This is a genomic window from Marinobacter sp. MMG032, from assembly GCF_040112695.1.
GTDB lineage: Bacteria > Pseudomonadota > Gammaproteobacteria > Pseudomonadales > Oleiphilaceae > Marinobacter > Marinobacter salsuginis.
Map to the genome: position 1 here is coordinate 1134509 of NZ_CP157802.1, position 11891 is coordinate 1146399.

Annotated in this window: 13 protein-coding genes; 8 read left to right on the forward strand and 5 right to left on the reverse strand. The window is 57.0% G+C overall.

The genetic code is table 11. The annotated features are described in order from the left end of the window. Window positions 1–77: 77 nt before the first annotated feature. Window positions 78–746, forward strand: coding sequence for an SOS response-associated peptidase (locus tag ABNF92_RS05230; RefSeq protein ID WP_349343653.1), 669 nt, complete (start codon window positions 78–80; stop codon window positions 744–746). Window positions 747–883: 137 nt separating this feature from the next. Further along, window positions 884–1384 carry a C40 family peptidase gene (locus ABNF92_RS05235; RefSeq protein WP_349343654.1) on the forward strand — a complete coding sequence of 167 codons (501 nt, stop codon included), beginning with the start codon at window positions 884–886 and terminating at the stop codon, window positions 1382–1384. Between the two features lie 20 nt (window positions 1385–1404). Here the strand turns inward: ABNF92_RS05235 and ABNF92_RS05240 are convergent, their stop codons facing one another. Both ABNF92_RS05240 and ABNF92_RS05245 read right to left on the reverse strand, forming a co-directional pair. Further along, on the reverse strand, window positions 1405–1878 hold the full coding sequence (locus ABNF92_RS05240; protein ID WP_349343655.1) for a DUF4442 domain-containing protein: 474 nt from the start codon (window positions 1876–1878) through the stop codon (window positions 1405–1407). A gap of 115 nt (window positions 1879–1993) precedes the next feature. After that, complete coding sequence (locus tag ABNF92_RS05245) at window positions 1994–2599, reverse strand: LysE/ArgO family amino acid transporter (RefSeq protein WP_069184198.1); 606 nt, start codon at window positions 2597–2599, stop codon at window positions 1994–1996. Window positions 2600–2687: 88 nt separating this feature from the next. Here ABNF92_RS05245 and ABNF92_RS05250 point away from each other — a divergent pair, with 88 nt between their 5' ends. Genes ABNF92_RS05250 through ABNF92_RS05260 form a run of 3 tightly spaced genes read left to right on the forward strand, consistent with a single transcriptional unit; the run spans window position 2688 to window position 4402 of the window. Continuing rightward, on the forward strand, window positions 2688–3569 hold the full coding sequence (locus tag ABNF92_RS05250) for a LysR family transcriptional regulator ArgP (protein WP_349343656.1): 882 nt from the start codon (window positions 2688–2690) through the stop codon (window positions 3567–3569). Next, window positions 3566–3946: a gamma-glutamylcyclotransferase family protein gene (locus ABNF92_RS05255; RefSeq protein ID WP_153634506.1), complete on the forward strand. Its 381-nt coding sequence runs from the start codon at window positions 3566–3568 to the stop codon at window positions 3944–3946. The genes ABNF92_RS05250 and ABNF92_RS05255 overlap by 4 nt, the downstream gene beginning before the upstream one ends. Before the next feature lie 36 nt (window positions 3947–3982). After that, window positions 3983–4402 (forward strand): DUF2721 domain-containing protein, encoded by a 420-nt coding sequence (locus ABNF92_RS05260; RefSeq protein ID WP_069184196.1) that lies wholly within the window; start codon window positions 3983–3985, stop codon window positions 4400–4402. Here ABNF92_RS05260 and ABNF92_RS05265 read toward each other — a convergent pair. Both ABNF92_RS05265 and ABNF92_RS05270 read right to left on the reverse strand, forming a co-directional pair. After that, window positions 4397–5014, reverse strand: a complete 618-nt coding sequence (locus tag ABNF92_RS05265; protein ID WP_349343657.1) for a type II CAAX endopeptidase family protein — start codon at window positions 5012–5014, stop codon at window positions 4397–4399. The two genes, ABNF92_RS05260 and ABNF92_RS05265, sit on opposite strands and share 6 nt — an antisense overlap. Next, window positions 5015–5860 carry a crotonase/enoyl-CoA hydratase family protein gene (locus tag ABNF92_RS05270; protein ID WP_228744629.1) on the reverse strand — a complete coding sequence of 282 codons (846 nt, stop codon included), beginning with the start codon at window positions 5858–5860 and terminating at the stop codon, window positions 5015–5017. Between the two features lie 139 nt (window positions 5861–5999). On the opposite strand from ABNF92_RS05270, the gene ABNF92_RS05275 reads away from it, so the two are divergent. The 3 genes from ABNF92_RS05275 (at window position 6000) to ABNF92_RS05285 (ending at window position 11284) form a co-directional block, all read left to right on the forward strand. Then, the gene (locus ABNF92_RS05275) at window positions 6000–6971 is read left to right on the forward strand and encodes a ribonuclease Z (RefSeq protein ID WP_349343658.1); all 972 of its coding nucleotides are present in this window, start codon (window positions 6000–6002) and stop codon (window positions 6969–6971) included. A 142-nt stretch (window positions 6972–7113) separates the two neighbouring features. Then, complete coding sequence (locus tag ABNF92_RS05280; protein ID WP_349343659.1) at window positions 7114–10872, forward strand: DUF1631 family protein; 3759 nt, start codon at window positions 7114–7116, stop codon at window positions 10870–10872. Between the two features lie 205 nt (window positions 10873–11077). Then, on the forward strand, window positions 11078–11284 hold the full coding sequence (locus tag ABNF92_RS05285; protein WP_069184192.1) for a cold-shock protein: 207 nt from the start codon (window positions 11078–11080) through the stop codon (window positions 11282–11284). Between the two features lie 90 nt (window positions 11285–11374). Here the strand turns inward: ABNF92_RS05285 and ABNF92_RS05290 are convergent, their stop codons facing one another. Continuing rightward, window positions 11375–11854: an Lrp/AsnC family transcriptional regulator gene (locus ABNF92_RS05290; protein WP_136631644.1), complete on the reverse strand. Its 480-nt coding sequence runs from the start codon at window positions 11852–11854 to the stop codon at window positions 11375–11377. Window positions 11855–11891: the final 37 nt, after the last annotated feature.

Here is an 11891-nt window from a genome sequence, read left to right on the forward strand (position 1 = left end):
GGTTAACAAAATACGAACCAGCGGGCTCCCATGAGGACCGCTCCCCATTAAACCCGGGACAGGAAGCAGCCGACACCATGTGCGGACGATTCACGTTTTATACACCTCCGGATACGCTGATCCTCGAGTTTTTTCCCGAAGGTATGGAAGTGGACGGGCGCTTTAATCCCAGCTACAACATTCCGCCCGGTACTGGCATTCCCATGATCCGCATGAGCATGAACGGTAGCCTGATCATGGCGCACTCCCATTGGGGCTTTCGCCCGTCCTGGGCAGATGAAAAGGCACCCGCCCCGATCAATGCCCGGGCAGAAACAGCGGCTACCTCGAAGTACTTCCGGGACGCCTTTGCCCACCACCGCTGCCTGATTCCTGCCAATGGCTGGTACGAATGGCAGCAGAGTGAACAGGGCAAGACGCCTTACTACATCACGCCATCGGACACCGGGGAGAATCCGGCCATTTTCTTTGCCGGTCTCTGGACACCGAGGGAGGGCGACGAAACCACCGCCTGCGCCATTATTACCGAGCCCGCCAGCGAGAGCCTGAAACACATTCATGATCGCCAACCAGTGGTACTCCACCCCGGCTGTCTGAGGGACTGGCTGAACCCGGAAATCAGTGATCGCACCCGGATACGGTCAGTAACCCACCGCCTGGACCCGGAGCACCTGAAAGCCGTTCCCGTGTCCCAGGAGGTCAATAACCCGAGGCATGACAGGCCGGACCTGATCCGGGAAAGCTGATTGTCCGGAGGTTCGTGATCCGGCTTCGCGGCCTCCCGAATCAACCAGGAGACCAACAAAATCTCACGAACCGTAACCTGACATCAGGCGGCCCGAGGCTTAGAGTGTAGGCTGCGGACACCGATACAGGATTGAGCATGCGCAATTCCCTGCAAAACCTTTTCGCTCTGGCAGTCATGGCGCTTGTACTTGGCGGCTGCGCCAGCAGCGGAAATATCAAGCCGTCCTCATCTACGCCGGCACAGCCGTTGCCTGTTGAGGCGTCCGGTTCCGACAAGGCACAAAAGCTCTGGCAGGTGTTCGAGCGCTACAGGGGAACCCCCTACGAATACGGCGGCACCTCTTCTAATGGCTTCGATTGCTCTGGATTTATTCTTACCGCCTATCAGGAAGGCCTCGGCAAACAGTTGCCCAGGACAACCGGCCAAATGCTGGCCAGTGGCGATGTAGTTCATCCTGGAGAGATCCAGCCGGGCGACGTGGTGTTCTTCCAGATTGGCGGCAAGGAGCAGCACGCAGGCATCTACATGGGCGGAGACCGGTTTATCCACGCCTCCACGTCTGCCGGCGTCATCCAGTCTTCAATCAGCGGTTATTACTGGAAAGGTCGCCTGACCGAGGCGCGGCGCTTCGACTGAGCCGGGCTGACCAGCCCGCTTCAACGATTTTTGCGACGCACGTAGAGTACTTTGTGCACGCGCGCGACCAGCTCACCGGATTCATCAACAATATCCACGTCCCACTCGGGCAGCATTTTGTCTCCGTTTGCCGTTGCGGCCCGGATCTCGTCAACACGCTCATCGGTCAGCTCAAACCGGGCCATCACCGTGCCTTTACCGGGGCGAATAAAATCGATGCTCGCGGATTTGTCCCACACGATGTAGTCGTTCCCCAGCCTACGCATCAGTAGCAGCATGTACATGGGATCAACCATGCTGTAGAGAGAGCCGCCGAAGTGGGTGCCGACGTAGTTGGTGTTGTACCAGTGCTGACCCATCTCCACCGTTGCCGAGCTGAAGTCATCGGCAATATCGGTAACGCGAATGCCTGCTCCGAGATAGGGAGCAAACGTGGACAGCATGCGGCGCATGGCCCCTGCACTGGCAAGCCAGCGACGTAAGGTGGAGTTCATCACATATCCTCGGTGGTAAAAATGACTGCAAACTCAGTAGCACGCTATCTTCCGCTGTGTCGTGCGCTGATGCAAGAAATTCATACGACCGTTTGAATATTAAAGACCACCGATATTAAAGACCACTGAACGTGAGGTGCAGGGCGATAGCAGCCATCATAACGCCGATGACACCGTCAATAATGCGCCAGGCCAGCGGACGCGCGAGAATCGGGGCCAGCGCCGAGCCACCCCAGGCCAGCAGGCCGAACCAGAGAATCGAGGCGCTACTCGCACCAGCCACGAAGGTAGTCGCGTCTTCCTGCTGGGCGCCGACAGCCGGAATCAGAAGCAGCGTATCCAGGTAAACCTGAGGGTTGAGCAGTGTGACCGCCAGGGTCGTGAACACGACGGCCTTCAGGCTTCGCTTGGTCACCTCACCCGCTTCCAGGGCTGCCCTGCCGCGGCTGGCGCGAACAAATGACTGGATTGCAAGCCAGCCAAGGAACGCCACCCCCAGCCAGCGGAGAATCTCAAGGGCCTCCGGCATGGCCATCAGGGCAGCACTGATGCCGAACATACCCAGCGTGAAAAGCGTGACATCCGCCACCATGCACAAGCCGGCTGACCACCAGTGGTGTTCCCGGCGAATTGCCTGGCTCAGCAAATAGGCGTTCTGCGCGCCAATCGCCACGATAATGCCGCCACACACGATCAATCCGGTCAGGTAACTCTCAAGCACGTTGGTTTCTCCTCACTCAATGGCGCAAGGTTACCGGTTTACATCTATACTGGAAATTCATACTCATTATGCTGCATCAGTTTTCCTTATGATTGACTACAAACTGCTGGAAGCGCTGGCGACGGTTGTTGAGTGCGGGGGGTTCGAGCGCGCCGGTCTGGCGCTTGGGCTGAGCCAGTCGGCCGTTTCCCAACGCATTCGGACACTTGAAATCCGGCTGGGGCAACCGGTTCTGGTCCGTAGTCCGGTACTCAAAGCGACACCGGCCGGGCAGCGCCTGCTCAATCACGTTCAGCAGGTGCAACTGCTGGAAAGAGACCTGACCAAATCCATTCCGGCGCTCTCGGAACCCACCGCCAGACTCCGCATTGCACTGAATGCCGACAGCCTGGCCACCTGGTGGGCGGCCGCCGTAGGCAGTTTCTGCGCGGACGAAACCCTGCTACTGGATCTCGTGGTAGAGGACCAGGACATCGGCCTTCGCCGAATGCGCGAGGGGGATGTGGCGGCCTGCCTGTGCAGCAGCCCCCAGCCAGTTGCCGGTGCGCGATGCGTGCCAATTGGCACCATGATCTACATGCCCCTGGCAACGCCGGAGTATGTTGACCGATATTTCGGGAACGGACTCAGTGAGGCCAGCCTGCAGAATGCCCCGGCCATCGTTTTTGGGCCAAATGACCAGCTGCAACACAGGTTTCTGGCCCAGTGCGGCTATCACGGCACCTTCCCCCACCACCTCTGTCCTTCCTCGGAAGGTTTTGTGAACCTTGCGCTGGCCGGCATGGGCTACGGCATGATTCCGGAAATGCAGGCTCGCCCGGAAATTGCTGCGGGACGGCTGGTAAGCATTGCGCCTGAACAAACCCTGGAAGTACGGCTATACTGGCACTTCTGGCGCCACGGTGGCGGCGTGATGGACCGACTGACTTCTGCCCTGCGCTCTGCTGCCATACTCAATTCAAGTGCATGAACAAAGGAGGAGCACCAATCAGATTCAAGCACCGTGTAGCGGTTTACGGCACATTGAAGCGAGGCCGAAACAACAGCCATATTCTGCGAGGCGAGCGGTTTGTTGGAACCGACTGGATGCCGAAGCTGAGCCTGTATCATCTGGGCCCCTACCCAGGCGCTGTAGAGGAACCTTCCACGGGCGTTCGCGTGGAAATCTATGAAGTGAACGATTCCACGCTGAAGATTTTGGACGAGTTGGAAGACTTCTTTCCTGAACGCCCGCAGAGCAGTCTGTATATCCGTCGGACCATGGACACCCGCCACGGGCCGGCCTGGGTGTATCTTTACAACCGGCCGGTCAAAACAATCCAACGGCTGAACTCCGGAAGCTGGTAGACCAGCTCACACCCCGCCACAGAAAAGGACACGAGATTGGATCTGACAACACCTGCCCTGCTCTTCCCTGCCATTTCGTTGCTATTGCTCGCTTACACCAACCGTTTTCTGGTGCTCGCGCAGCTCATACGCCAGCTCAAGCAGATGGACACCGAGGAAGATCACGCGCTCATCGCCAGGCAGATCAGCATGCTGCGCAAACGGATTGTGCTGACCAAACGCATGCAGGCATTCGGGGTCCTCAGTTTCTTCCTGTGTACCGTCTCCATGTTCCTGCTGTTCCTGGGCGCGGAACTGCCGGGCGTAGTGGCGTTTGGCGCCAGCCTCGTACTGCTGTCTCTCTCGCTGTTGTACTCACTGTATGAAATCCAGATCTCAACCAATGCGATCAACGTTGAGCTGTCCAACTTTGAGGCGCGCAAGAGTGCCGGTCGGGAAGATGTCGACTATTCATGAGGCCGGTTTGCGGCGGGCTCGACAATCTTTTACACCAAACCAGCGCGGAAACCGGAGCAGACAATAGAGCGCGATCATGTCGTAAACGGCATGCCAGATCATAACCAGCGCCAGGCTCTCTGATAGCTCATAGGCCGCGCCCAGTATCAAACCGAGCCCGGTTGCTACCAGAAAGTAGGTGAACGATACGTAGTGCACCAGCCCGAACAGCACAGACGCCGCCAACACCGCAGTCACCGGATCCGTATGCGCCATCAGCCAGCCCTGGATTGCGCCGCGAAACAACAGCTCTTCACCAACGCCGGCCAATAGGGACAGCAAGACCAACACCAACGGAGAATAACTGGAGGCAAAGTCATACAGCCCCTGCATCTGGCGTTCAAGATTCTCCGGAAACAGGCGTGGCACGCGCGTCAGCAGAAGCAGCAAGCCGTAAGTCGCAACGGCACCCAATGTGCCGTAAATCAGGCTTGGCCAGAACCCCGGGCCGATAAGCAGCACCGGAATCCCGAATACCAGAATGGCCACCAACCCTACGACCCCAATGCCGCCCTGGAACAGCAGCGCAGCATTGGGGGAAATACCGGATTTTCGCCCTTTACCAAGCGCCATTTACTGATCGAACAGCGGCTTCACCGGAAACAGCGCATCGTACTGGGGCGCCTGCTTCTGGGCTTTCGCCTGGAAGGATTTCATCATGTCCGTCGGACGGAACATGCCCGCCTGCCAGGTGGCCATGTACTTCAGGCTGTCTTCCACACTGTGATCGCGGCTGTAATTAAGCATTTCCTTGCAACCAGTCACCGCCAGTGGTGAGTTCGCGGCAATCTGACCGGCAATGCCCATGACCGCTTCCAGCATGGTTTCCTGATCAGGGTATAAGGCGTTTACAAAGCCGAGATTCCGGGCTTCAGCAGCGGAGAATTTGCGCCCGGTGTACGCCAGTTCCCGGACTACACCCTCGGGCATCAGTTTGGGCAGGCGCTGAAGCGTGCCAACGTCGGCGGTCATGCCCAGCTCGGTTTCCTTGATTGTGAAGTAGGCATCTTCCGTGCAATAACGGCTGTCCGCCGCACAAACCAGATCAAGAGCTCCGCCAATGCAACCACCATGGATGGCCGCCAGTACCGGCAGGCGGATTTTTTCCAGGGAGGTCAGCGTATCCTGCAACTGCAGTACGACCCTGCGCAGGTTTTCCGCCATACGGCCAGGGTCCCCATTCATGGGCACCGCCTTGGGATCGCTGAACACACCCAGGTCCATGCCGGCCGAAAAGTGTTTGCCGGTGGAAGAGATGACAATCACGCGAGCGTCGGTGTTGGCTTCAATATCCTGCATGCAACGGGGCAACTCGAGCCAGAACGCCTTGTTCATGGTGTTCAGCGCCTCAGGGCGGTTGAACTGGACATGGGCGATATGGTCTTTGACCTCAATCGAAAAACTCTCGTAACTGGACAACTCAGACAAGACAGCACTCCTTATTATGTATTCCGAAAACCGGCTCTTAAGCGATCACCGCGAATAATGGTTTCTCTATTCTGCTACCTTCGTATTATGGCGGACAGAGAGACGACACGTTAACCCGAAAAGGCCTGGTATGGAATTCACCTTCCTCGGCACGTCAGCCGGAACACCCACGAAAGCTCGCAATGTAACCGGCCTGGCATTGAGTCATGGAGGCCCCAAACACTGGTACCTGATTGACTGCGGGGAAGGCACCCAGCACCAGTTGTTGCGAACGCATCATTCGGTGATGCAACTGCAGGCCATATTTATCACCCACATTCACGGCGACCACACATTCGGGCTGCCGGGGCTGCTCACAAGCGCCTCCATGCTGGGCCGAACCGCCCCGCTCTACCTGATCGCGCCCCGTCCGGTAAAAACCTTCGTTGAGGCAGCGCTGGGCAACAGTGACTCCAGCCTCAGTTTTGAAATACGATTTGTTGATTCCGAGGCAGAAAGCTTCCACTGGGAAGACGAAGCGTTGTCGGTTACGGCAGTTCCCCTCTCCCATCGCGTATCCTGCCGGGCGTTTGTGTTCACTGAAAAGAACCTCGAACGCCAGCTGCTGCGTGACAAGCTTGAAGCTGACGGTATTGAGGCCGGCCCGGCCTGGGGCCGACTGCAACAGGGCCACGATGTGGTTCTGGAAGATGGCCGCCTGGCCCATTGCGACGACTACACCCAAATTGCCAGAAAACCACGTAAAGTGATTGTTGCCGGTGACAATGACCAACCTGACCTGCTTCTCGAAGCAAGCACGAATGTCCAGGTTGTGATTCACGAGGCAACTTACACGCAGGAGGTCTCGGACCGGGTCGGCCCCTGGCCACAACACAGCTCCGCGGCCCAGGTAGCCCGTTTCGCTGAGGCCGCCGGTGTTCCGCATCTTGTGTTGACCCATTTCAGCTCCCGCTACCAGCTCAACCCGAACGCCTATCCACACATTGGTGAGATCGAATCCGAAGCCAGGGGCATCTATAGAGGGAACCTGTATCTGGCAAACGACTTTGCCTGCTATGAGCTTAGCAGGGATCTGATACTGAGACCTTCCGAGCGTCTATAATGAGGGCGTGGCTCCTGGGCCGTCAGCAAATTGATGTGTCGCTTTTGTAGATTCACCTTTGCGTTCGGCGAAGTTCAAATTACACTGCAATCGGGGATAATCTGAACAACAATTCACTTTTCACTGCTCAGGAAGGCGGTCAATGGCCCGGTTTAACGCAAAACAGTCCAGTCTCAGCAAGGATGCGGTCGTCGTCACTCCCGGCCTCATTCCTTGTGGCTGTATCATCGACAGCGTGACTCTGGACAGCAAAGAACTCCGCCTCGGCCTGAAGCATTTCTCCTCACCCGCTGTGCTTGATCAACTGTCATCGTCTGCCTCCGCCCAGGCGGATCTGCACGTTTTCCTCGATCATGATCATGACAAGCAACATCTCCATTTTCGGGGAGCGGTTCGCAGCGGCCGGGGCGATAGTATTTCGCTCGAACTCCAGGGCATCACCCCGGACCTCGAACGCGAAGTTGATCTTCTGGTGCAGCACACGGGCAAGAGCAAACTGGCGGACCCCGCGCCGGCGCCCGCGCTGAAACAACTTTATCACCAGCATTGCCGGCGACTTCTGGAACAGTTGCTTCCGGAATTCATGGAGGGCACGTTCGAAGGCATTGAAGCCGATCTGGAACAAGCGGCCGAGCTTCGTGAAATCACCCGACTCAAGGATATGCGCTTCATCTTCCAGAGCCGACAGCAGCGGATGCTCCAGGATTTTCAGGCGCAGTTTCAGGCCAACCAGACAACCCTTGAACCAGCTCCCGAATTCGGCAACAACGCCAAAGAATTGCATCTGCTGCAACAGCACGAGTTCGAAGACTGGCTGGATTTGCAGGCCATCGCCACGGGCATAAGTAAGGCAAACTCCGGCGCGACCTTTTTGCTCAACCAGTTCCTCAACCAGATCTTCCGTCAGGACGTCAACGACGACAACAACCCGCTAACGCCTCGCGCACTGTGCGTGTGCCTGCAATACATGGTCGACCACCTGGGTATTGCGCGGGAGCACCGCCTGACCATCTACCGGGCCTGGGAGAGCGCTCTGGGCAGGGTGTGGCCCGCAGCCATCCGCTCCCTGATCAATGATTGCCGCCGGGCAGGACTGGAAGCCCTGGACATCACCGAGTTGCCGGCGAACTGGTCGCTCAGGGAATACGCCCAGGAGGACACAGGTTCTCCGGGTGAAACAACGGACAAGGGCACATCGGACAAGCCGGCGGAAGCCGGCGCCACCGGGCACTCAATGTCAGGGATGCCATCGGCTGGCCGTTCCCTGTTCCAGTTGATGGCGCTTGAAGCAAGCCCCTCTTCTGAACCCGCAGACTGGGAGGAACCCAATCCGAAGCTCTCGGAAAACCTGCGTTCCAGGCGCCGCGAACTCCTGAACCGGTTGCACGAAGATGAACCGAATATGGCAGGTTTGCTGCGCGAACTGGCCGACTCGGACGCCGAACTGGCCAGCGCTCTCGACCGGACAGCCGTGGAAAAGGCCAACCTGGTGGACCGGTTGTTTGCACCGCTGGAAACAAACGAAGGACTCTCGGGTTCGCTTCGCCACCAACTGCAGAAACTTCGGCTGCCGGTGTTTGAAACGCTGGTCGAAACACCGGACTTTCTGAATACCGACGATCACCCCGCCCGGGACATAATCAATAACCTGATGCACATCTGCCTTGCGGAGAGGGCATCGAGCAAAAAACTGGAAGCGACGGTTGCCGACATTGTCGAGGAGCTGACGGAAATCGAGGTATCGGATCCAGACCTGCTGGAAAGTCTGGGCCAACGCCTGAAACAGCTGGTTGAGCGACAGGACCAGTCATTTATCCGAAACTCGGAACGGCTGGCCAAAACCCTGGAGGGCAAAGAGCGCCTGCGCAAAACTCGCAAGGAAGCCCGGCAACGACTGAATGAACTCCTCGGCGGCAGGCAGGTTCCAAAAACGCTGATTCGACTGCTTCAGGCGGGCTGGGAGCAACTGATCGTCCTGACAATGTTGCGGGAAGGCCCGGAGAGCCGACACTGTGAGGAACTTGTTGATGTCGTAGCCCAGCTCCAGGCCTGGCTGTCTCCAGCCGGCACCTCTGGTGAGCTGGCATTTGAACGGGAACTTGAAAGCAGTGTCATGCTGCAATTCATTGAGCGGGAACTCAAAACCACCGGTGACATCTCCCGAACCCGGCCCGCCATAGACGAGCTATCCGAAATCCTGCAGGGCACTATGGAAGCAGAGACCACCTGGGTGGAGGAATACGGCGACGCCGATGAGGCACCATTGACGCTGCCCCCGGAGCTCGAAGACAGCCGTTGGGTTTCCAGGGCAAAGGACATTGCCGTCGGCGATTGGGTTGAAGCCTGGTTTGAAAACGGGGAGACCCGCCGCATGCGCCTGGTCTGGGGTGGCGAGGATTCACTCCGGTTCGTTTTTCTCTCGCCCAAAGGTATGAGTGAAGTCAGTTATGGATTCCCGGAGTTTGTCCAGAAACTCGCCGAGGGCGAAGCCTGGCTGGTTGAAGATGGCGACATCCCGTTCCTTGACCAAAGCCTGTTCAGCATTGTTGAGGACGTGTACCGGAAGCTGAATTTTCAGGCCACCCACGATGCCCTGACAGGCTGCATGCACCGCCACGACTTCGAAAAACAGGTATCAAGGCTGATCAGCGCGGCACCCTCGTCGCCGGACGAGAGTGATTCCGCTCTTATGATCCTGGATATAGACGAGTTCAGCGTCATCAACGCCTCCTATGGTGCGGAAGCCGGCGATGCCCTGTTGCGAGATGTCGCCGAACTGCTACGAAGAGCGTGCGGTGCCAAGTTCCCGGAATCCTACGTTGGCCGAATCAGCGGTAATGAGTTTGCCGTGCTCATCAATAACATCAGCACGGAGGACTGCCTGGATTTCGCAGAATCCCTGCGGCGAAACTTCGAGCAGCAGGTTTTCCAGCATGGGCCGGCGGAATACAAGGCAACGGTCAGTATCAGTATTCGACCGGTTACTGGTGCCGCTCACTCCCCCGGCGATCTTCTCAACCAGGCGAGCCTATCGCTCAAGGCGGCCAAGAAACTGGGAGGAAACCGGATTGAACTGGCGAAAGGACAGAGGGACCCCTCAAAGCTTGGCACGCCTCAGTGGGTTACGGAAATCGACCGGACCATCCGCGACGGCAGCCTCTACCTCCGGGCACAGCCTATCGTTGCACTCGCCCCTGAAACCGGCGAAGGCAAAATGTATGAACTCCTGCTGGGCCTGAAAGACAGCTCGGGCAATGAGATTTCGCCCCAGGGTTACATTGAGGCGGCCGAACAATTCAAGCGCAGTACCCGGGTTGATCTGTGGGTCATTTCCGAAGTGTTGGCGTGGATGCGTAACAACCCCGAGTCGCTCGACAGGATTGCCACCCTGAACGTCAACCTGTCAGGCTCCTCACTGAGCGATGACAGCTTCATGCTCGGGCTGGAGTCAAACCTCCGGGCCCACCAGGAACTGGCGCACAAGCTGTGCTTCGAAGTGACCGAGACCTCGGCCGTCGCCAACCTCCACTTTGCCTCGGATTTCATGCGTGAAATGAAGCGCCTGAACTGTCGGTTCGCGCTGGACGACTTTGGCACCGGGCTATCTTCCTACGCCTACCTTCAGAAACTGCCTGTGGACTTCGTGAAAATCGACGGCATTTTCGTGCGGGACATGGCCACCAACCTGACCAACTACGCCATGGTGAGGTCGATCAATGAGCTGTGCCATTTCCTCGATCTCCAGACCATTGCAGAATATGTGGAAGACATGGAAATCATGGACACCCTCAAGGAGATCCAGGTGGACTACGCCCAGGGCTTTGCCATTGCCAAACCGCGCAGGCTGGACAGCCTTGGTACCGGGACTTCTACTAACCCGGTTTATGCCTACAAGAAATAGCTTTGCTTTTCACATTGGCAGGAGTACAGTGGGGCTCGTTGGAAAGATTGAGCAAAGCATTTCATCAATAAGACCGCTCAGCTGTAATAAGTAGCTTGTCCTGTTTTTGATCCCGCCAGTTTTTTGTTTCCCGCATACCGCCGAGCAATCATCAAAAATGATGATCTGACGGCACACTAAATGATTGAAATCAGGAAAGAATACTATGTCTACAGTTACCGGCAACGTTAAGTTTTTCAACGAAGCAAAAGGTTTTGGTTTTATTACTCGCGAAGGCGGCCCGGACGTTTTCGTTCACTACAGCGCCATTCAGGGCGGCGGTTTCAAGACTCTGGCTGAAGGCCAGCAGGTCGAGTTCACCGTTACCCAGGGCCAAAAAGGTCCCCAGGCGGAAAACGTAGTCGCTCTTTAATCTATAAAGAGATGCTCTGCAAATAGCAGACGACACGTTAAAAAAAAGGCAGCCGAGGCTGCCTTTTTTCGTTATTGCTCCCAACCAAACCTACTGCATCCCTTCCACCGGTATCGTTTCGGTGTTCTTTATCTCCCGCAAGGCAAAGTTTGAATTCACCTGGGCAATGCCCTGCAGGGTGAAGATCTTTTCGTTCAGGAACCGATCATAACTGGCCATGTCCGGCACGATGACCCTGAGTACAAAGTCGGCATTCCCGGTCACCGCAAAACACTGAAGCACCTCCGGGTAACTGCTCACCTGCTGCTCGATCTCCGCGGTGCTATCGATGTTATGCCGCTGCAGTGACAAATTGACCAGTACGCACAGGCCCTGACCAATACGCTCCGGATCCACTCTGGCGCTGTACCCCTGAATCACGCCGCTTTCCTCAAGTGTCCGCACGCGGCGCCAGCAAGCGGCCGGTGACAACCCCACCTGCTCTGCCAGCAACTGGTTACTGATGCGCCCATCCTGCTGCAGTGCCGAGAGGATTTTCCGGTCCAACTTGTCCAATTCCACCTGTTTCATTTGGTAACACCTGATTTTAATCAAAGGTTCTTTCTCT